This window comes from Psychrilyobacter piezotolerans, from assembly GCF_003391055.1.
Taxonomy (GTDB): Bacteria; Fusobacteriota; Fusobacteriia; order Fusobacteriales; family Fusobacteriaceae; genus Psychrilyobacter; species Psychrilyobacter piezotolerans.
Genome location: NZ_QUAJ01000018.1, coordinates 57,425 through 76,809, shown reverse-complemented (window position 1 = coordinate 76,809; position 19,385 = coordinate 57,425). Strand labels below are relative to the sequence as shown.

Genomic DNA, 19,385 nt, shown 5'->3' with positions numbered 1-19,385 from the left:
TCATAAAAAATATGGAGATTTGTATTATTCTTAAATTTTTACAACTTAATATTTTCGAAGAAGCTTATTTTCTAAGCCCCTTTTTATATACATTTTTTTATTCATTTATTTCCTAAAAGTAATTTTTTCTCTAAAAATTCTTTATCATCCAACTAAACTTCTTCTTTTTTACAAATATTCAAATTTATAATTTCCTAGATAATAAAAAAAAGAATCATCTCAATTGAGGTGATTCTTTTTTCTACCCTGCTTCCATTTCATTCAAAACTTTTTTTTCGCCTTCTAAATGGGCTATATCACCTAAAGACAGGATGGAAAATCCAAATTCATTGTAGACTAACTTGGTTATACTGGTATTAGAGATTATAAATTTTTTATGTGTTTCATAGGGAATAGACAGTAAATCCCTGATCAATGGGCTGATAACCCCACCATGGGTCACTACAACCACCTTTTGGTTTTTATGATTTTCAATAATATCTATAAGGCTATCCATCGTTCTTTTAGTCACGTGATTATAAGATTCACCATTTGGAATCATATAATTTTTACTGTCATTTCTATAGTATTTATATTGAGTGGGAAAAAACTTCTTAATTTTTGGCCAGTCAGCACCTTGAAATATTCCCCAATGTCTTTCTCTGACACCAGAAATTTCAACTATATCTTTACCTATATGCTGGTTTATTATGTTTGCTGTATCAACAGCTCTTTTTAAATCACTGGTATAGATTACATCGGGATCTATTTTTTTTATCCTCTGGGCTAAAAGGTTAGACTGGTGGATACCGTTGTCCGTTAATGGACTGTCTAATTGTCCCTGTATTAGCTTTTTAGTGTTCCAAATTGTTTCTCCATGTCTAATTAGGAAAATTTCTGTATTCATCTTTGTCACCTCGTAAATTTTATCTGCTTTTAATTTTACCATATTTTGTAGAATAAAAACAGGCATGGTATAATGATAAAATAAACAAATAGGAGCTGATAGGATAGATGAGATGGGGAGAAAAAAGATATAATTCATTGAATTATTTTTTAAGAGAAAAATTTGGAGAGAAAGTATATAAAGTTTCTTTGGATGGCGGATTTACCTGTCCCAACAGAGATGGAACATTGAGTAAAAAAGGCTGTATATTTTGCAGCGATAGCGGAAGCGGGGAATTTGCAGGGTCCAGAAAAAAAAGTATAACAGATCAAATTGAGGAACAACTGGAGTTAATCGTTAAAAAATTTCCCCATGGAAACGTCATTGCTTATTTTCAGAATTTTACAAATACATATGGAGATTTAGAATATTTAAGGAAAATATATGAGGAGGCACTTTCCCATCCCAGGGTAGTGGGGCTGGCTATAGCTACCAGGCCGGATTGTATAGATGACAAGATCTTAGATTTATTGGAGGAACTGAACAATAAAACTTTTTTATGGATAGAATTGGGTTTGCAGACTACTGATGAAAAAACAGCCGAGAATATAAATCGAGGGTGGAAATTAGAAGTATTTGATGATATCATGAGCAAGTTAAACAATAGAGATATAAAAGTGGTTGCCCATATTATTTTGGGTCTTCCAAATGAAAGCTTTGAGACCATGTTAGCTTCCATAAGGCATATAGTCAGGGAAAAAGTGTGGGGAGTAAAATTTCATCTTTTACATATAATTAAGAATACAAATTTAGAAAAATTGTATATAGAGACAAAATTTCACACTCTGACTAAGGAGGAGTATATAGAACTGATAGCAAAGGGGATCGGAATTTTAGATAAAGATATGGTTATCCATAGACTGACCGGGGACGGAAGCCGTGAAACACTTATGGAACCTAAATGGAGTTTGGACAAAAGAAATGTTTTAAATTCCATAGAAAAATATCTTAAAGAAAACAATGTATCACAAGGGGATCAGGATGAAAAGATTACTTAGTTTTATAGCATCTGATAACTATCTTGATCAAATAGGAGATGGATGGATTGGCTTGAATAAAATTTTACAGGAACATCAATTAGATGGGATTGAAACCATGACAGGGGGATTTTATAAACCTGAAAATATAGAGATCGTGAAACCCGTCGGACACCACCTGTTATATTTTCCATCCTGGCTGCATATGTGGCTGGAAGATGAGGTGGAATTGATAAAGGAATTTGAAAGTTTGGAAAAAGCTGTAGAAGTTTATGGGGGATGGGGTCGTCAGAGATTGATTGATTTTTACAGGGAGGAGTTTTTGGACTCCATTAAGATGGGATCGGAATATATGGTTTTTCATGTGGCCCATGTTGGACTGGATGAAGTATTTGGCGATAATTTTAAATATGGAAATAAAAAAGTACTGACTTATACAATTGATCTTCTTAACGAAGTTTTTAAAGATATGGACAATGGGCCTATCCTGCTTCTGGAAAATTTATGGTGGCCTGGAATGGATCTTTTGGATGAGGCAGAAACAAAAGATTTTTTGGATCAGATAAACTATTCCAACAAGGGGATCATGCTGGATATATCCCATCTGACACTAACAGATGAAAATATAGACAATTTTGAAAATATTGAAAAATATATAGAAAAGGTGATTTTAAATTCTCCGACTTTAAAAAAACATATTCGTGGAATTCATCTAAATGCAACCTTTCCGCTTTTATATAGAAAAAACAAATTAAAAGAAAATAAAAATAAAATAGCTGTAATTAAAAACAGAGTGGAAAGGTATGGGATCATAATGGATCACATAACCAATTTGGACTCCCATAAAATATATGACGATACCTCAATAAATAAAATTTTAAAAAAACTAGATATTGAATATTTGGTCTATGAATTTAAATGGAAAGATAAAAAAGAATTGCTGGAAAATTTAAAAATCCAAAATAAAGTCCTATTAATTTAATTATGGATTTATTTTGTTGTTATCACTTATTACAATTTAAAAAAAAATCCTTTGTATTTATATATAAAGGATTTTTTTATTCCTGTATATAAATATAATGAAATGTAATTATTAATAATTACTCGGAGTAATTTATGGAATTTAGAATTTTGTCGGTGTTAAAAACAATTATTATTCATCTGATGTATATTGTTTTTAACATCTTGTTATTTTATTTTTTTCTATGAAAAATTCAAAAAAAATTAGAATTATATCTCAGCGATTAATTTTTCATAAAGTTAAAATTTATAATAAATATGAAAATATATTTCCTTTCCTAACTTCCCTGCGAAAAGAGATAACTGTCCAAGTCAACAAAAATCGGGTGTCCGAATTTATAAAATCCACAAAAATTAAGGGTTTTTAAGAAGGTTCGAATTCCAATAAAAGCCTATCTTTTCTTCCCTCTTTCTTTTGATCGGTAGATTAAGACCCGCTGCAGAATACTTCAAACACGAGAGAATCTCTATGGATCTATTTTTAAAATTATAAAATTTATAATTAGTTCAAGTGATAAAATAAACAGAGTAATATCATATAAAACCAAATAAAGGTTAATTTAGTTGCCACTTTATAAAATTTCTATAAAATCCTTTGTTTTAAAGGGAAAACTCCAGTATATTATTTGAAGTAATTATAAGCTGTTTAATAATAATGAATATAACAGTTATTATATTCAGTATTATTATCTTTGATATACGATTAATAATTATCTGCACTAATATAACCGGGTAAAAAAAAGCTAACATCAAATTAACTTGGGTAATTTGGTGATAGCTCTTTTTTCTAATATGTTCTTTGCGTTGATATATACTTCGGTAACCTTGGTGTCAGCATGACCTAAAAAGTCACGTATTTCCAAAATATCTGCACCACGTAAAGAAAGTTCTGTAGCAACAGTATGTCTGATATTATGAGGAGAAATCTCTTTGCCTATGATAAGTCCTTTATTTTTTATGATTCTATACAAATTATTATAGGACATTTTTTGGTTGGGACTGAAAGTTCTTGAAAATATATAGTGGTCTAAAATCTCATCTAAACCGATCTTATACAGTTTCATAATGTAATTTTTAAATTCCATTATTTTTTTATAACACTCATCGTGGAGGGGTTTATACTGTTCCTTCCCGCTTTTTGTCTCTTTCAGCCTCAAAACAATACTGCCCTGTCTTTCAATGATATCATCATATTTTAAATTTATCAGCTCGGAACTTCTCAGTCCGGTATAAAATAAAGTATATAGGATAACTAAATCTCTAAAACTTTTATCGTCCATAACGGAAAAATTTAATATGATTTCCTTTAACTCCTCATAGGAAAGTTTAAGAACATTATCCAAATTATGCTTAGTTGTCTTAAACAACGGAATATATTTGAATGGATTGTTATAACCATTCTTTTCCAATTCCTTATATAAACTCTTCAGGGAAGATATGATCTTATTGATAGAACTTTTTTTTAATTTCCTCTCGTGGAGGAGATGTTTCAGATAGTCCTCTATATCTTCCTTTTCAATGTTATTCATCATATTCATAGTTTCATCAGGGTTCAAATCCCCGTCATATTCATATATATATTTTAGAAAATCATTCAAGTGAAACATATAATCCTTCAAAGTTTTTTCAGATTTATAGATAGAAAATATTGTCCCGCTATTCTCTCGGTTTCTCCTTCGTTTTTTTGGAATCGATAAACTGGTATCTTTTTTAACTAACTCCATCGCTCCTCCTAAAGTCCTATTATTTATCATATAGAAAACGTTTTGTGGCCCTATAAAATTGTTTGACGCTGTAAATACACCTGTGAAAATAAAAAACCTCTAATCTAACAACTATACAAAAAAGTTATTTTTAGAGGTTTTTAAACTCTTTAATCTTCCCATTCAAAATCTAAAATTTCAATTTTATAATCCCTGCCTGAAATCCCTTTTAAATGAATTCTTTTATTAAATTCTTTAGTCTCATTATAATCCAGATTTTTTATGGTAAAGGTCTTCACAATGGAATACTGACCATCAATTTTCCATATTACATTATAGGTAACATACTCTAACTTTTTTCTACTTTTATTTGTGATACTTCCTGTAAGACTTCTCCCATCACTCCTTTTAGGAGAAAGTTCAACATTGGATAACTTTACCTTCTTTTCAAACTCTTTTTTACTTTCTACTTCTTTTTCTGGTTCCCAGGTTTTATCTTCCTTCAACACAATGTTCTTCCCTTCAGCATCTTTCACTATTTCTTTTGCTTCTGAATCGTTTACTGCATAATAGTTTTTCTGTGGATTTGTTACTTTCGTATCTTTCACCATTTCTTTCCCTTCAGCATCTTCCACTATTTCTTTTGCTTCTGAATCATTTATATCGGAATAGTTTATATCAGAATAGTTTTTCTGTGAATTTTTTACTCCAGCATCTTCCACTATTAATTTCCCTTCAGAATCTCTCACTATTTCTGTTACCTCTGAATATGTAAAAATTGTAATGGCTAAAAAAGTAAATATAATCATTTTTCTCATTTTAATCACCCCTATATATTTTTACCTCTAAGATTAAAAAATTCCTTTAAATTTTCTTTACTTGTATTTAATATTAATTTTTTATCATAGTCTCCTATTAATTCTACAGCTTCAGTTAATTCACCAATAAGAGTAGAGAAATGTGCATCGCTGCCTAAAGAAATATACGGTTTATATTTAAAACAAAGTTCCATGATTTTTTCACAGTTTGGCTTTGATCCTCCTCTGCTGGTAGTCAGTGATCCGTTGTTAATTTCTATAGCTACATTATATTTTTTTGCTGCAACAACTACTCTTTCATAATCTATTGGAAATTCCGGATTTCCCAAATGAACCAAGATATCTACCGCATTATTTTGTATAACATTTATAATGGCCACAGTGTTTTTATTTATATCATTAGTATCTCCATATTCAGGAATACTATGAAATCCTCCTATGATAATATCACAGATCTCGATTATCTTATCGTTTATATCTAAATCACCATTTATATTTATTACATTGGCTTCTACACTTTTCAATATTCTTATTCCATCTACATAATCCGGCAACGTCCTTTGGTTAGCTATTGCCCACCAATGGGGGGAATCTTGAAGATAGGGACCATGCATGGTGTTGGCGATAATTTCAATTCCTTTTTTCTTTCCTGCTCTGATATTTTCTTCCAAGGAACTATATGCATGGGGTGTGGTATTTGTGTGGGTATGCAGATCAATTAAAAATTTCATAGAATCTCCTCCACGCTGATTTCTCTGACCTCACCTATTTTCATGTCTCCTAATTCTAATTCAGCAAATTTGATCCTTTTTAAATATGTCACACAGTTATCTACTGCATGAAGCATCTTCTTAACCTGATGGAACCTTCCCTCGTTTATAGTGAGGTTTATCTTATTTTCATCCACTCTTTCACATTTGGATGGTTTAGTTATATACCCGCCTATATCTACTCCTAATTCTAATCTCTTCATCTCTTCATCTGTAATATTTTTTTCAGCTTCCACATAATAAATTTTATCCACATGTTTTTTAGGAGACAATAGTTCGTGGGAGATAGGCCCGTCATTTGTAAAAAGCAACAACCCCTCTGTATCCTTATCCAGTCTTCCGACAGGGAAAAGATTCTTTTGAATTACCCATTCTGGAAAAATTTCCATAACAGTTTTATGTCTTTTATCTTCAGTTGCTGTAATATATCCGGCAGGTTTATTCATAATATAATATCTTGTGGCTTTATATTCTATCATTTCATTCTTATATAAGATCTCATCAGCAGTAGAAACATTCAATTTAGGTGAAAATTCTATCTTTCCGTTGACCTTAATTTCCCTATTTTTTAATATTTTTTTTACATCACTTCTGCTGCCTAATCCACATTCAGTTAAATATTTATCTAATCTCATCTTTTAATTCTCCTTACTTTTTCTTTTAGCCACTAATTTACACTAATTAACTCTAATTAAAGTCAAAAAATCTCAGAGTTTATACAAGTCTGTAAAATTTTTGATCTGTGAAAATTAGAATTTTTAAATCTGTGTAATCCGTGTCAAAAAATATTTTTTATTTTTGAATATTATTGTTTATCTTTTCTCTATTATACCACGATTTTAATTTATTTTTTTCCACAAAAAAATAACCCAAATGGGCTATTTCTTTAAGTTTGATTTTATATAACTGAGTGCATAAAGGGTCTTTCCGTCTAAGGGTGTTTTTAATATTTCATCTATCTCTTTTACATCAACTTCTAAAACTTCTAAAAATTCATCCTCATCCAGATTTTGATTTGTCTTAACTAAATCTTCAGCCATGTAGATAAACATCTTCGAAGAAGAGAGCCCTGGACTCCTGAAGTATTCACACACTTTAATCATCTTGTTTGCCCTGTACCCGGTTTCTTCTTCCAGTTCTCTCATGGCAGCTTTTTCCACATCCTCATCAGGATCTACAAGCCCTGCAGGGATCTCGATTATCTCTTGTTTTAAAGCCGGCCTATACTGCTTGACCAATAAAAGTTTTCCCTCTGGAGTAAATGCAATTACTCCTACAGCTATATAATTCTGTAAGAAAGTCCATCTTACCTGATTCCCATTAGGTAGAATTAGGTCTTCCTCATATATTGCAAAATGTTTATTTTCAAAGACCTTCTCTTTTTTTATATGTTTATACCTCATATTCCTCCAATATTTCTTTGAATTTATACAATATAATTCCAGTAGCTACTCCTACATTGAGTGATTCTGCACTCCCATATATCGGTATCTTTACGATCTCATTACTCACTTTTAATATATTTTCCGATACCCCTTGCCCTTCATTTCCAAAAACAATGGCATTTTTATTTTTTAACTTCACCTTGTTATAATTTACACTTTCATTTGTTAATCCGCTGGATAAAACATTATAATTGTTTAATTTTAAAAACTCCACAAGTTTCTCTTCTGACAGGTAGTTTATATTTAGATTAAATAATGAGCCCATACTGCTTCTAACACTCTTATCGTTATATATATCAACACTTCCAGCAGTTAATATGATGTCTTTAAACCCCACTGCATCTACTAATCTAATGATTGTCCCCAGGTTTCCAGGATCCTGGATACGGTCTAATATCACTATATTTTCTCCTAAGTTTTCCATAGAATTAGACAGAAAATCATAGATTAAAATCACACCTTGTGAATTTTCTTGTGTTGAAATATCGTTAAATAAAGTATCACTATATATATATTTCTTACAGTTAAAGTTGTCTATCTTAGGAAAATTTTCCTCCTCACCATCACGTAAGATGATATATTTAGGATTTGTGGAAAAATCCAAAAATTTATGTCCTTCGGCTAAAAAAAGATTTTCTCTTTCCCTATATTTTTTTTGCTTTAATTTTTTTATTATTTTAAATAATTTATTTTCCTTACTGTTTATAAATTCCACTCTTACATCTCCTAACAAATAAATTTGGTTACCATATAGTATATATTTATAAGTAAAAAAATACAACTATTTTTTCCTGCTGTTTTTATATTTAATTGATAGATAAACAACAAAGATCTCCAGTAAACAGTGTACACTGTTCCTTAGAACCAAACTTTTAAACTTATATATCAATACTCTACAACATAAGGAGCCTTTTTCCTCTTTAATTTTATCTGCCATAAATTAACTCCCTCTACGTGACATTTTTGTGATGCATTCACTGTTAGAAATCATGCCCCTTGCTGGCAGTATTGTGCCCGCTATATTTTCCTAAATAAAAAAAATAAAATATATTTTTTTTATAACAAAACATGTTAAAATCAACTATAAAACTTTACAGGGGGAATATATGGATCTATTGTTTGGAGTTAGTGGTGCTTTGGTAACTCTTTTTATTGCAATTTATAATGGATATTTTATAGGATACGCGCTGATGTTGTGTCTTTTGATTTTTATAGGGATAGGGATAAAACGAGGATATCCTTTAAATGATTTGTTAATTATGGCATTCAATGGGGGAAAAAAATCTTTTGTAGTTTTAAAAATATTTGTTTTAATCGGCATCATTACATCTACCTGGATGGCTTCCGGGACCGTTCCTGGAATTGTCTCCTATAGTATGAGATATATGAATCCAGATTTTTTTATCCTCTATGCCTTCCTTATAGCCTCTCTCATATCGTTTTTGCTGGGAACAGCTTTCGGGACTGTAAGTACAGTGGGTGTTGCTTTTATTGTTATGGCTAAGGGTGGAGGTGTAAATATAGATATTACTGCAGGAGCTATTATTTCAGGAGCTTATTTTGGAGATCGTATCTCTCCTATGTCTTCTAGTGCTAATTTAGTAGCCAATCTTACAAACACAGACTTATATGGCAATATAAAAAATATGTTTAAAACTGGAAATTTAGCTGTTTTAGCCTGTATTATTATCTATGGATTTGTTTCCTTTAATAACCCTTTAAATCTGGTAGAGAGTGAATTAGTCCCTCAAATATATAATACTTTTAACATAAGTCCCATGGTGTTGTTACCAACTATAATAATCTTAGTTTTTTCCCTGTTTAAGATAGATGTTAAAATTTCCATGGTAGTTAGTATTATAACAGCCGTTATACTGTGTATAACAATCCAAGGGTATACCCCCAGTGAAATCTTTAATATTATAACAACTGGATTTCATCTGGAAAATAACAATCCATTAAATGACATTATTAAGGGAGGAGGAATTTTATCTATGGGGAGTGCTGTTATGGTAGTATTTATTTCTTGTGCTATGGCTGGGATATTTGAAGAAACAGCTATGCTGAATAAAATAGAAAGTATCTTTACCAGGGCAAATTCTAGAAAAGAGGTATTTTTATATACTAATATAGTAAGTTTTTTTACTGCAGCTATCGGATCAAATCAGAGTATCTCTATTGTATTAACTAATCAGCTCATGGGAAAAACTTATAGTAATAAAGGAATTGATAAGGAAAATTTTGCTGTTGATTTGGAAAACACCAGTATAGTATTAGCTCCCCTTATTCCATGGAATATATCAGCTCTTATACCAACTACAACAATGATGGTTAGCAGCTATGGGTACCTGCCATATTCCTATTTTTTATTTTTAATTCCATTATTAAATTTTTTCACTCTAAGAAAAAACAGTGACGTTGTAGTCCTATCCAAATAAAAAAAACTTCTAAGGATCGATAGACCCTTAGAAGTTTTTTTTAGATGCAGCTTCACATTGCTTTTTAAATTTCATTATCTCTACCCGGACAGGCTCGCTCCCGCTTCCTATCCCCCTGGTAGTTATCTCATCTTCTGATATACCGTATCTTTTAGCAATAATTTTTTTTACCCGGGGTTCACAGAAACTACCCTGGCAGATACCCATTCCTGCCCGGGTACGTCTTTTTATTCCGTCTGTAGAAGTGATTTTTATCCCCCTGTCCAGGGCATCCATGATCTCCCTTAATCTGACTTGTTCACACCTGCACACTATCCTGTCGGGATCATCTTCACCTAAATTAATGTACTCATTGACTATTTTCATAGGGAGCATATCATCCTTTGATTTTTTTATAATATTGGGCTCTCTATAGGGGTTAAATTCATCATTTTCAGGAAGATCTATCATCTTTTCAACTAACCCCCTTACATACCGGGCTATAGCAGGGGAGGATGTTATTCCCGGGGAGTCTATCCCTGCCACATTGATAAAGTTTTTAGACTTAGTCTTCTCAATTATAAAGTCGTGGAGACTGCTGGTAGCTCTAGTCCCTGCAAAACTCCTAATAATTTTTTTATTCTCCAAATTTGGAATAGATCTTTCTGCTTTTTCTATAATATTAAATAGGTTGTCTATATTTGTAGAAGTATCATATTTATCGTCCATTATTTGTGCATCGGGGCCTACCATAAGGTTGTTATGATAGGTAGGTGTAACCAAGACACCTTTTCCTTTTTCATTGGGACATTGAAATATAACATGATTAACTTTATCCCCGTAGCCCTTTGTATAGACCAGATATTCCCCCTTTCGAGGAATTATATGGAAATACTCTTCATTTACCATGCAGGAGACGGTATCGGAGTTTACACCGGCAGCATTGATGACCACCTTACTCCTCACCTCTTCCAGAGCAGTTTTTATGGTATATATATCCTTTTCTTTATTTATATCATTTACCCTCCTGTTAAATTTAAACTCCACACCATTTGATATGGCATTTTCAGCCAGAGCTATACAATATTCATAGGGGGAAACTATCCCTGCTCCCTTACAGTATAAGGCCCCTATGGCTTCTCCTACATTTGGCTCTAATTGCAGTAACTCTTCCTTCCCTATGATCTTCAGGTCCCCTACTCCGTTTTTTTTACCATTTTCCATTATTTCAGACAGTGTTTTCATTTCCTCATTATCAAAGGCCAGTACCAATGATCCAATCCTTTCAAATCCAAAATTTAATTCTTTTTCCAGTTTATCGAAAAGTATGTTCCCCCTATGGCTAAAATAACCTTTCTTTGTTCCATATGCTGCATCGTAGCCCCCATGGATAATTCCTGAGTTTGCCTTTGTAGCACCACAACTTACATCCCCCTCTTGTTCAATTACCACTGTTTCAATCTTATATTTAGAAAGTTCCCGGGCTATACCGCACCCGATAACTCCTCCACCAATTATAGCAATATCATACATCTTTAACACCCCTCATCTTATACTTAGTTTTTAATATGATGTTACCTCATTATTGATTTGATCACAAATTTATCTGGTAAAATTGCACCATCATAGTAATTATGGTAGACTATATAGACTTAAATTTACACATAATTAGGAGGATGGAATGAAGCATAAAATAGAATATTATCTCATGATTAGTTTTGTAAAACTACTTATGATGTTCCCGGAAAAAACAAGATATAATTTTGCTGAAAAATTAGGGATAATGGGATATCACCTTATAAAAAAAAGAAGGATGATAGCCTTGGCTAACTTAAAATTAGCCTTCCCGGAAAAAACAGATGAAGAGAGGGTAGAACTAGCCAAAAAAAATTATAAGGTGCTGACTAAGGCATATTTGTCATCTCTATGGATTATGGATTATATTTTTGACGAGACCAAGGTCAATGTAGAAAACTATCATATTTTAGATGAGGCTGTTGCTGAAAATAAAGGTCTTATCATAGCTACGATGCATATGGGGAATTTAGAAGCTTCCCTGAAGATCACAGAAAAATACAGGTTATCCGATGTTGTTAAAGCTCAAAGAAACCCGTATATAGATGAATATATCACTAAAAATCGTAGCCAGCTTAATTTTAATATGATAAAAAAATCAAAGAGCACTCCTAAAGAGCTGCTAAAGGTAATTAAAAACAAAGAGATCTTAGCTCTTTTTTCAGACCACAGGGATAAAGGAACTACTGTCAATTTCTTCGGTAGAGATACCATAGCTCCCACAGGGGCTATCCACTTTGCATTAAAATTTAAAGTACCATTGGTATTTGGATACTCAATATTAAATGAAAACAACACTAACACCGTAAAAATCATAAAAAGAATTGAACTCATTGAAACAGGAAATCTTAAAGACGATGTTAGGGTCAATACACAAAATTTAATCCATCTTATGGAGGAAGCCATCAGAGAAAATCCAGAACAATGGATGTGGTTCCATGATAGATGGAGACTGAGTAAGGAGTTTAAAAAATAAGCAACGTGACGTTGCATCCAGATAAGCATACCTTGCTAGTATAATTTCCTAGATAATAAAAAAAGGAGCTATTTTTAGCTCCTTTTTTTCTATTAATATGTAATTGTCAGGTCAACTCTTCTATTAGCCATTTTACCCTCTTTAGTATCATTATCATCAACAGGTTCTGAACTTCCAACTCCTACTATTCCTATCCTGGAAGAATCTATTCCCTTACCTATTAAATATTTAGAAACTGCCACGGCTCTATCCTCTGATAATTTTTGATTGGCTTCTTCAGACCCTGAGCTGTCTGTATGACCTTTGATCATAGCATCTGCTCCAGGATAAGCTGTTAAAGTTTCAGCAATTGGATCTAGTACTGCTTTCATACTGTCATTCAATACTGCCTTACCCGATTTAAAAGCTGAATCTCCGGGAAGAGTAAGGTGCAAGCCATCGTCTACTTTAGTTACAGTAGCACCTGTTCCTTTAAATGCATTTACCATCTTCATATGTTCTGCCATCATATCGGCCTCTTGTTGAGTTGCTTCTAACTCAGATTTAATCTCTGTTAGAGTATCGGCATTTACCATTACAGTTTCATTCAATGTATCAACTTTTGTTGGCATATCCATTTCTTTTTCCTTTGAGCCTGTACAAGCCGAAAGAGCTGCTACTATTAAAAATCCTAATAATATCTTCTTCATAATATTCCTCCTAATTTTTATAATCACTTTATTTTTGCACTTCTATCTTCAATTCTTTAACTACATTAGTTAGAGTATGCTGGAGCGGAAGTAGCTGCTGGTGCTGCCTGCACCGGAGCTGCTACTGGTGCTGCTACTGGTGCTGGAACTGTTTGTACCGGAACTACTTGCACTGGAGCCGCTTGTGCTGGAACTGCTTGCACCGGGGCTGCTACATTTGTTGGGGCTACTTGTGCTGACATATCCATTTCTTTTTCCTTTGAGCTTGTACAAGCCGAAAGAGCTCCTACTATCAAAAGTCCCAATAATATTTTTTTCATAATATTCCTCCTGGTTTCTAGATTCATTGATTGAATCACTTTATTCTTGCACTTCCATCATCTTTAATTCTTCCACCTGCATCTTCAATTCTTCAGTCTCTGCCTTTAATGATTCATATTCTTGCATTTGAGTAGTAACAGTTTCATTCAATGTATCAACTTTTGTTGACATTTCCATATCTTTTTCCTTTGAGCTTGTACAAGCCGAAAGAGCTCCTACTATCAAAAGTCCCAATAATATTTTCTTCATAATATTCCTCCTAGTTTTTAGTTTCATTAATTAAATCAGTTTACTCTTGCACTCCCATCTTCAATTCTTCAGTTTGCATTTTCAATTCTTCAACCTCTGCTTTTAAAGCTTCAAATTCTTGCGTTTGAGTAGCAACAGTTTCATTCAATGTCTGAACTTGTGTTGGCATATCCATTTCTTTTTCCTCTGAACTCGAACAAGCTGAAAGAGCTCCTACTATCAAAAGTCCCAATAATATTTTTTTCATAACTATTACCTCCTATATTTAATAACTCCTACATTACTATACCCGCTTTTTTAATTTTTCTTTTTATTTTTTTTTATTTTTTTTTGTTTTTTTTACATTTATAGGCTCATAAGCTAAAAAAATCATAAAAAAAGAGGCTTAATCCTTTTGGATCAGCCTCTTTTTTTCAATATTATTTTTGTTTCTCTTACCTTTATTCCTTCTTTATCTGGGTTTATACCATCATTTTTTTTAATTTCCAGGGTTATCCTAGCAGGATCAATCCCCTTACCAGTAAAATGAGACCTTAAAAATTCTACATTTTCCTTATCTCCTGCAAAGATCACAGGGCCTTTTAAATCATATTTAATCACACCTATAAAATTATCCAATACCTTGTCATATTCTCCCTGACTGAGATCTTCGCCTGCTATCTTTAAAGTAAAACTTTCTATATCTCTTTTTATCTCTATACCTAAATCTTCAAATTTTATTTCCCTGGCTAAATTTATTTCTAATTTATCCAGGATCTGGCTTAATCTCTTTATTTCATCTCGAAGCCGGGTATTTTCTGCTTTAATATTATCCAGAATAATTTGATTCTGTTTAATATCTGTCCCCATCTCTCCCCTGGCTACTATCCCTAAAAGGATAAACCCTATAATAAAAGTTTTTTTCATCGATCCTCCCTAATTTAATTCATAAAAATCTTTGATTTTTTGAATCCTTTCACTTATTTGTTCCATATTTTTACTTAATTCTTTATTCTCTGCCTCTAATTTTTTAAATTCTATCTCCTGTTCCCTTACTGTAACTTCTAAATCTTTATTGGCTTTAATAAGCTCCTTATTGGAAACACAAGAGGTAAATAATAATAACATCAATAAAATATAAATTTTCATATGACCCCTCCTAAAATACTATATTTTTTATATTATTCTGTAATTTAAGAAAAAATCCTTTATTTCATACCCTAGGTCCTGCATCTATTCCCCTTCTTATGATAACAGTTTCAAAGGAAGATATCAACCAAAAAGGCCCACAAAATTGTGAGCCTTCTAAAATATTTCTTTATTCAAAACCATCCTGATCATCACCATCTAAAAAATCCCGTATATCGTTTATAAATTTTGATAGTGGTCGTTTATGCTCCTCAGTTTTTCTAGCACCAAAATAAACCTCTTCCATTTCTTCTGGTGTTATTCCTAAAGAATCTCCAAACTGACTCAATGTTTCTTCCCTTTGGGATTGACTTAAAAGCTTATGTTTAAAGTAAAGGTCTCTGATTTCATCCTTAACCCCACTGTATTTATTTTCCAGTTGAAATATTTTTTTAGAATTTTCAATCCTTTCTTTTAACTCACTATCTATATCTTTTTTTATTTTTAATTCCACTCTTTTTTTAAATCCTTCTTCTAAATCAAAATTTAAACTAACATATGTTCCTAGATCACTTTCGAGTTCCTTATATTCTTTCATATTTTCAAATTCTATCCCCGTTAATTCTCCTAAACAACTCATAGATAGGGTGAATTTAGCGTTATCTCCCATCTCTTCAAAATGTGGATGTAGATGATTTTCTTTATTTCCTTTAATATGATTGCAAGTAGGACATGATGGAATTAAATTAAATATAGACATAGCTAAATAAGGGTATTTACTCTTCGGGTAATAATGGTCTAGTTGATCTGCAAAATAGTCACTGTTTCCAGATTCTCCTCCTCTTTTACTCCTCTGTTTAAGATCAAATAAATATGTTGCATTACAGTAAGGACAAGTTAAAAAATAGTCTCTAACATTGTCAGTCATAAAAACTGTTTGTTGAAAATTTGTGTATTGCTCTAAAAAAAAGTCAGATATTTTATCAGCGTTATCTTCCAAATTTGAACTACCTAAAGCATATTCAATTTTTTTACTCTTCTTATTTCTACTAATTTTTCTTTCGATTATATTTATTAATTTTTTAAGATCATTTTTTTCTATACATACTAATTTTTCTATAACTTTTTCTAGTTTTGCTTCATCGATTCCTTCAGTTGAATAAAAAATTTCAAGAACTAATACTTCTACTATTTTAATAAATAATAATGTCATATTCTCCGATTGAAGTATTTTATCTTTCCAATTTTCTAACTTTTTTTCTTTAAAGTATTTCCAATAGGCTTTCTTTAAAATTTCAGTTTTACTATCATTCATAGGTTTATGCATTATTTTCACCAAACTTTCCGCTTAGTAATTTTACTTTTTCTTCCTCATTAAGACTATTCCATTTGCTATTTAATTTCTCTTCTGTACTTTTTTCTTCTCTAAAAATTCCCCTATACTTTTCTTTTAATTTTCTACCTATAACCTTTTCTCCTACTCGGTCGATTATATATTTTATAGTTTCTTTTTTTTCTTCTATTTCGCCTTTTTTTCTAACACGTTCGCTAGTACTCTCTTCTAGTTTATCTTTTTCTAGTTTATCTGTTTTTGGTAACTCTTCACCTTTTTCTTTTAGTTCCTCTGCTTTTTTCTCTAGCTTCTTTAATTTTCTATCTGCTCTTTGGATACACTCTAAAGTTGTTAGGTCTTCTATCACTTCTTTTATCTTACTTAAAGCAAAGTCTCCCATGGTAGACTCCATGAAGAATGATTCTTTATATAGTTCGTGGATATTTGCTCCAAAGGTCTTTAAATTTTTCTGATTTTTTATTTTACAGTTTCCTACCTTTTGGTAATTGTCATCATTTTCTTCTAATTCTGTTTCTTTGTCATTTTCGTTGTAAGTTTCTAACATTATTATGTTTTCTCTAGTTAAATCACTAGCCATAAATGGGGAATGAGAAGTTGTAATTATTTGTATTTTTTTCTTTTCATTAAAATAATTGTTTAAAAATTTTAATAATTTATTTAAAGATTTTCTTTGCCACTCAGGATGCATCGTGTTGTCCAATTCATCAATTAAAATTATAAATTCTTCTGTATCACACTTTTTAAAATAATCATGTAATTGAGAATAAAAAAATAATAAATTTTCTTCTCCTGTACTAAGAGGAGGCTCATAGTTTATGCTAAACCAACTTTTCTCTTTATATGTATAAAAAATTTTATTCAATTTTTCTAATTTTTCTTTATCCTGTATATCAATATTTGCACCAATAAAATTAATACCTTCTTCAAGTAACCATATAAAGTTATAAATAAAATTATAAATAGAATTTAAACTTTCCTTATTATTTTTCATATGTTTATCATATTCTCTATTTGGCTCAATATAAATATTTTTATAATTTCTCTCTAAGGTTATATCCATTTTTTCAGCTCTATTTTTTACTTCTTTTAGCATTATAAAAAGTTCTTTTTTAAAATCACTTGCATTTTTAGGAGGTTCAAAAGAATCATTTCCCCTAAAATAAAAAATATCATTGTTTTTTATTGATTTTATTAACTTCTCATAAAGTATGTTAATGATATCCTCATTTTTTTCTAATCTTAATATTTTAGGTAAAGGATAATCACCTTTAAATTCTGAAATAAGTTGTAATTGTCTGTATATAATTTCTTTTTTAAAATCATTTATAATATTAAATGATTTTATATCGTCTAATGTCCTTTCAAATTTATTACGAAGTAGACAACTTAAGGACAAATCAACAAAATTTATTTGACCATATTGTAACCTTTGTTTTTGATGGTGCATGTCCAAATGATTTGCTAAAAATAAAACTTTTATTTTTGCACTAGGATAAGATACATATTCTCCGTCATTACCAAAAACCCTAATATTTAAATTGCCCTTATTAAAATTTTTTTCTAATTTTTTATGGACATAACAAGTTAAAACTCCCTCTTTTTTCAAAATAAAAATTCCTTCAAGATTTGTATTCATTGGTTCTACAAAACTTATTTTACTTGCTATTATTTCTAATAAATTAGTTTTTCCACTTCCGTTTTTTCCAATAATAGCAGTTATACTGCTAATATTTTGCCAAAAAAATTCTTTTGGAATTCTATCTTTATCTGTCATTTTATCTTCCAATCGATATTCACCATTTTCTTCTATTAGTTCAAATTCATGATTTGGACTAAAATTAAATCCTTGATTTTTTATATTTTTATATTCTTCTATCCACACATACACTAATTCCATTTTTCCCCCTCTAATCTATTTCCTTTAATTATCATATACTTTTATAGGGTTTTTGGTCAACCGGAAATAGTTTAAATATGGCTGTAAGGATATTTACATTATATGAGCCTTATTGAGCTATTAGAACAAATGATGGAATGTATATTTGGAGGAAAAAGCTGAAAAATAAGTAAATTAGAGAAGAGCTCATAAAGTTCATTGAATTTATAGAAGTTTTTATTAGGTTGAAAATAACGGATATAGAAAAATTTCAAAATATTAGATTAACATGATGAAAAAAGGGTGGTGGACTGATGATATATTCATTGATAACAGGGGGAACTTCGGGCCTCGGTTATGAACTGGCAAAAAAATTAATAAAGATGGGTAAAAACGTTATAATAATGGGTAGAGATGAAAAAAAACTAAATAGTTCAACCAAAGAATTGAAGATAATTTCTCAAGAAGTAAAGGTTATAGGGGTTAAAATTGATATTTCTAATCTGTCTGAAGTAGATAAATTTTTTTTAGATTTAAAAACAGATAATATTGAGATAGAGCATCTGTATAACAATGCAGGGCAAGGGTTCTTTGGGAGTGTAGAAGAGGTGACAGAGTATGAGATAAGTTCCATCCTAAATTCCAACCTCGTTGGATTGATTAATATGACTTCAAGAGCTGTAACACACATGAAAAGTTTGGAACAAAAGTGTAAAATTATTAATATTTTATCTACTGCTGCACAAATAGGAAAGAAAAATGAAACTATATATTGTGCTGCCAAATGGGGAGCAAAGGGCTTTCTTGAATCAGTAAGGGATGAAATCCATGGTGGAAATATAGAGGTCATTATAGTTTATCCAGGAGGGATGAATACTCCATTTTGGAATGACATCGATTCAGGATATGAGTTTTTAACATTTATGAAAGCTGAAGATGTAGCAGAAGAAATTGTTCATGCAGCTATTAATCATAAGATATTAATTTCAGATTTAGTTATTAACAGAAGAAAGTAAGTGAGTTCATTTAAATTAAAAAAGTGCGATACATAAAGTATCGCACAAGCGTTGAAGTAACTCGGTACTTCAACTTAATCGGACAGGCTAACGTCTCAAAAATATAGTATCATTTTTAATGATATATAGCAAGTTATATTTATAGTA

The 19,385-nt window shown here is 31.0% G+C and carries 22 protein-coding genes; 5 read left to right on the top strand and 17 right to left on the bottom strand.

Annotated elements, in window-relative coordinates; all coding sequences use genetic code 11:
- Positions 1-241 precede the first annotated feature (241 nt).
- The gene (locus DYH56_RS10630) at positions 242-886 is read right to left on the bottom strand and encodes a histidine phosphatase family protein (protein ID WP_158539125.1); all 645 of its coding nucleotides are present in this window, start codon (positions 884-886) and stop codon (positions 242-244) included.
- Between the two features lie 107 nt (positions 887-993).
- Between DYH56_RS10630 and mnmL the strand changes: the two genes are divergently transcribed.
- Together mnmL and DYH56_RS10620 are read left to right on the top strand one after the other, a co-directional pair.
- Complete coding sequence (mnmL, locus tag DYH56_RS10625; RefSeq protein WP_114642850.1) at positions 994-1,923, top strand: tRNA modification radical SAM protein MnmL/YtqA; 930 nt, start codon at positions 994-996, stop codon at positions 1,921-1,923.
- The gene (locus tag DYH56_RS10620; protein ID WP_158539124.1) at positions 1,907-2,884 is read left to right on the top strand and encodes a TIM barrel protein; all 978 of its coding nucleotides are present in this window, start codon (positions 1,907-1,909) and stop codon (positions 2,882-2,884) included. The genes mnmL and DYH56_RS10620 overlap by 17 nt, the downstream gene beginning before the upstream one ends.
- 787 nt (positions 2,885-3,671) lie before the next feature.
- Here the strand turns inward: DYH56_RS10620 and DYH56_RS10615 are convergent.
- The 7 genes from DYH56_RS10615 to DYH56_RS15990 all read right to left on the bottom strand — a co-directional run bounded on the left by DYH56_RS10615 (position 3,672) and on the right by DYH56_RS15990 (position 8,595).
- Positions 3,672-4,646, bottom strand: coding sequence for a tyrosine-type recombinase/integrase (locus DYH56_RS10615; protein ID WP_114642848.1), 975 nt, complete (start codon positions 4,644-4,646; stop codon positions 3,672-3,674).
- 149 nt (positions 4,647-4,795) lie between these two features.
- Entirely contained in the window at positions 4,796-5,443 is a 648-nt protein-coding gene (locus DYH56_RS10610; RefSeq protein WP_114642847.1) for a hypothetical protein, read from the bottom strand.
- 11 nt (positions 5,444-5,454) lie between these two features.
- Entirely contained in the window at positions 5,455-6,174 is a 720-nt protein-coding gene (locus DYH56_RS10605) for a PHP domain-containing protein (RefSeq protein WP_114642846.1), read from the bottom strand.
- Entirely contained in the window at positions 6,171-6,848 is a 678-nt protein-coding gene (locus DYH56_RS10600; protein ID WP_114642845.1) for a pseudouridine synthase, read from the bottom strand. The genes DYH56_RS10605 and DYH56_RS10600 overlap by 4 nt, the downstream gene beginning before the upstream one ends.
- Before the next feature lie 243 nt (positions 6,849-7,091).
- Entirely contained in the window at positions 7,092-7,616 is a 525-nt protein-coding gene (locus DYH56_RS10595; protein WP_114642844.1) for an NUDIX hydrolase, read from the bottom strand.
- Positions 7,606-8,373 carry a TrmH family RNA methyltransferase gene (locus DYH56_RS10590; RefSeq protein WP_114642843.1) on the bottom strand — a complete coding sequence of 256 codons (768 nt, stop codon included), beginning with the start codon at positions 8,371-8,373 and terminating at the stop codon, positions 7,606-7,608. Before DYH56_RS10590 ends, DYH56_RS10595 begins: the two co-directional genes overlap by 11 nt.
- Positions 8,374-8,439: 66 nt before the next feature.
- Positions 8,440-8,595 (bottom strand): hypothetical protein, encoded by a 156-nt coding sequence (locus DYH56_RS15990; RefSeq protein WP_158539123.1) that lies wholly within the window; start codon positions 8,593-8,595, stop codon positions 8,440-8,442.
- 169 nt (positions 8,596-8,764) lie between these two features.
- Here DYH56_RS15990 and DYH56_RS10585 point away from each other — a divergent pair, with 169 nt between their 5' ends.
- Positions 8,765-10,096, top strand: coding sequence for a Na+/H+ antiporter NhaC family protein (locus DYH56_RS10585; protein WP_114642842.1), 1,332 nt, complete (start codon positions 8,765-8,767; stop codon positions 10,094-10,096).
- A 27-nt stretch (positions 10,097-10,123) separates the two neighbouring features.
- On the opposite strand, the gene DYH56_RS10580 is transcribed toward DYH56_RS10585, so the two are convergent.
- Positions 10,124-11,608 (bottom strand): NAD(P)/FAD-dependent oxidoreductase, encoded by a 1,485-nt coding sequence (locus DYH56_RS10580; RefSeq protein WP_114642841.1) that lies wholly within the window; start codon positions 11,606-11,608, stop codon positions 10,124-10,126.
- 148 nt (positions 11,609-11,756) lie between these two features.
- On the opposite strand from DYH56_RS10580, the gene DYH56_RS10575 reads away from it, so the two are divergent.
- Positions 11,757-12,626: a lysophospholipid acyltransferase family protein gene (locus DYH56_RS10575; RefSeq protein ID WP_114642840.1), complete on the top strand. Its 870-nt coding sequence runs from the start codon at positions 11,757-11,759 to the stop codon at positions 12,624-12,626.
- A gap of 92 nt (positions 12,627-12,718) precedes the next feature.
- Here DYH56_RS10575 and DYH56_RS10570 read toward each other — a convergent pair whose 3' ends face one another.
- The 8 genes from DYH56_RS10570 to DYH56_RS10535 form a co-directional block, all read right to left on the bottom strand.
- Positions 12,719-13,315, bottom strand: coding sequence for an OmpA family protein (locus DYH56_RS10570; RefSeq protein ID WP_114642839.1), 597 nt, complete (start codon positions 13,313-13,315; stop codon positions 12,719-12,721).
- Positions 13,316-13,380: 65 nt separating this feature from the next.
- The gene (locus DYH56_RS10565) at positions 13,381-13,635 is read right to left on the bottom strand and encodes a hypothetical protein (protein WP_114642838.1); all 255 of its coding nucleotides are present in this window, start codon (positions 13,633-13,635) and stop codon (positions 13,381-13,383) included.
- A 40-nt stretch (positions 13,636-13,675) separates the two neighbouring features.
- Positions 13,676-13,885, bottom strand: a complete 210-nt coding sequence (locus tag DYH56_RS10560; RefSeq protein WP_114642837.1) for a putative periplasmic lipoprotein — start codon at positions 13,883-13,885, stop codon at positions 13,676-13,678.
- A gap of 40 nt (positions 13,886-13,925) precedes the next feature.
- Positions 13,926-14,132, bottom strand: a complete 207-nt coding sequence (locus tag DYH56_RS10555) for a lipoprotein (RefSeq protein WP_114642836.1) — start codon at positions 14,130-14,132, stop codon at positions 13,926-13,928.
- 152 nt (positions 14,133-14,284) lie between these two features.
- Positions 14,285-14,791, bottom strand: coding sequence for a hypothetical protein (locus DYH56_RS10550; RefSeq protein ID WP_114642835.1), 507 nt, complete (start codon positions 14,789-14,791; stop codon positions 14,285-14,287).
- A gap of 9 nt (positions 14,792-14,800) precedes the next feature.
- Positions 14,801-15,013, bottom strand: coding sequence for a hypothetical protein (locus DYH56_RS10545; RefSeq protein WP_114642834.1), 213 nt, complete (start codon positions 15,011-15,013; stop codon positions 14,801-14,803).
- Positions 15,014-15,182: 169 nt separating this feature from the next.
- Positions 15,183-16,307, bottom strand: a complete 1,125-nt coding sequence (locus DYH56_RS10540; RefSeq protein WP_147269608.1) for an HNH endonuclease — start codon at positions 16,305-16,307, stop codon at positions 15,183-15,185.
- A gap of 4 nt (positions 16,308-16,311) precedes the next feature.
- Complete coding sequence (locus DYH56_RS10535) at positions 16,312-18,243, bottom strand: AAA family ATPase (protein WP_114642832.1); 1,932 nt, start codon at positions 18,241-18,243, stop codon at positions 16,312-16,314.
- Between the two features lie 293 nt (positions 18,244-18,536).
- Here DYH56_RS10535 and DYH56_RS10530 point away from each other — a divergent pair, with 293 nt between their 5' ends.
- Positions 18,537-19,238 carry an SDR family NAD(P)-dependent oxidoreductase gene (locus tag DYH56_RS10530; RefSeq protein ID WP_114642831.1) on the top strand — a complete coding sequence of 234 codons (702 nt, stop codon included), beginning with the start codon at positions 18,537-18,539 and terminating at the stop codon, positions 19,236-19,238.
- The last annotated feature ends 147 nt before the right edge of the window (positions 19,239-19,385 follow it).

What these genes read in the sequence shown, in the direction of transcription:
- DYH56_RS10630 (WP_158539125.1), bottom strand. Translation starts at nt 886, where the DNA reads ATGAATACAGAAATTTTCCTAATTAGACATGGAGAAACAATTTGGAAC.
- mnmL (WP_114642850.1), top strand. Translation starts at nt 994, where the DNA reads ATGAGATGGGGAGAAAAAAGATATAATTCATTGAATTATTTTTTAAGA.
- DYH56_RS10620 (WP_158539124.1), top strand. Translation starts at nt 1,907, where the DNA reads ATGAAAAGATTACTTAGTTTTATAGCATCTGATAACTATCTTGATCAA.
- DYH56_RS10615 (WP_114642848.1), bottom strand. Translation starts at nt 4,646, where the DNA reads ATGGAGTTAGTTAAAAAAGATACCAGTTTATCGATTCCAAAAAAACGA.
- DYH56_RS10610 (WP_114642847.1), bottom strand. Translation starts at nt 5,443, where the DNA reads ATGAGAAAAATGATTATATTTACTTTTTTAGCCATTACAATTTTTACA.
- DYH56_RS10605 (WP_114642846.1), bottom strand. Translation starts at nt 6,174, where the DNA reads ATGAAATTTTTAATTGATCTGCATACCCACACAAATACCACACCCCAT.
- DYH56_RS10600 (WP_114642845.1), bottom strand. Translation starts at nt 6,848, where the DNA reads ATGAGATTAGATAAATATTTAACTGAATGTGGATTAGGCAGCAGAAGT.
- DYH56_RS10595 (WP_114642844.1), bottom strand. Translation starts at nt 7,616, where the DNA reads ATGAGGTATAAACATATAAAAAAAGAGAAGGTCTTTGAAAATAAACAT.
- DYH56_RS15990 (WP_158539123.1), bottom strand. Translation starts at nt 8,595, where the DNA reads ATGGCAGATAAAATTAAAGAGGAAAAAGGCTCCTTATGTTGTAGAGTA.
- DYH56_RS10585 (WP_114642842.1), top strand. Translation starts at nt 8,765, where the DNA reads ATGGATCTATTGTTTGGAGTTAGTGGTGCTTTGGTAACTCTTTTTATT.
- DYH56_RS10580 (WP_114642841.1), bottom strand. Translation starts at nt 11,608, where the DNA reads ATGTATGATATTGCTATAATTGGTGGAGGAGTTATCGGGTGCGGTATA.
- DYH56_RS10575 (WP_114642840.1), top strand. Translation starts at nt 11,757, where the DNA reads ATGAAGCATAAAATAGAATATTATCTCATGATTAGTTTTGTAAAACTA.
- DYH56_RS10570 (WP_114642839.1), bottom strand. Translation starts at nt 13,315, where the DNA reads ATGAAGAAGATATTATTAGGATTTTTAATAGTAGCAGCTCTTTCGGCT.
- DYH56_RS10565 (WP_114642838.1), bottom strand. Translation starts at nt 13,635, where the DNA reads ATGAAAAAAATATTATTGGGACTTTTGATAGTAGGAGCTCTTTCGGCT.
- DYH56_RS10560 (WP_114642837.1), bottom strand. Translation starts at nt 13,885, where the DNA reads ATGAAGAAAATATTATTGGGACTTTTGATAGTAGGAGCTCTTTCGGCT.
- DYH56_RS10555 (WP_114642836.1), bottom strand. Translation starts at nt 14,132, where the DNA reads ATGAAAAAAATATTATTGGGACTTTTGATAGTAGGAGCTCTTTCAGCT.
- DYH56_RS10550 (WP_114642835.1), bottom strand. Translation starts at nt 14,791, where the DNA reads ATGAAAAAAACTTTTATTATAGGGTTTATCCTTTTAGGGATAGTAGCC.
- DYH56_RS10545 (WP_114642834.1), bottom strand. Translation starts at nt 15,013, where the DNA reads ATGAAAATTTATATTTTATTGATGTTATTATTATTTACCTCTTGTGTT.
- DYH56_RS10540 (WP_147269608.1), bottom strand. Translation starts at nt 16,307, where the DNA reads ATGAATGATAGTAAAACTGAAATTTTAAAGAAAGCCTATTGGAAATAC.
- DYH56_RS10535 (WP_114642832.1), bottom strand. Translation starts at nt 18,243, where the DNA reads ATGGAATTAGTGTATGTGTGGATAGAAGAATATAAAAATATAAAAAAT.
- DYH56_RS10530 (WP_114642831.1), top strand. Translation starts at nt 18,537, where the DNA reads ATGATATATTCATTGATAACAGGGGGAACTTCGGGCCTCGGTTATGAA.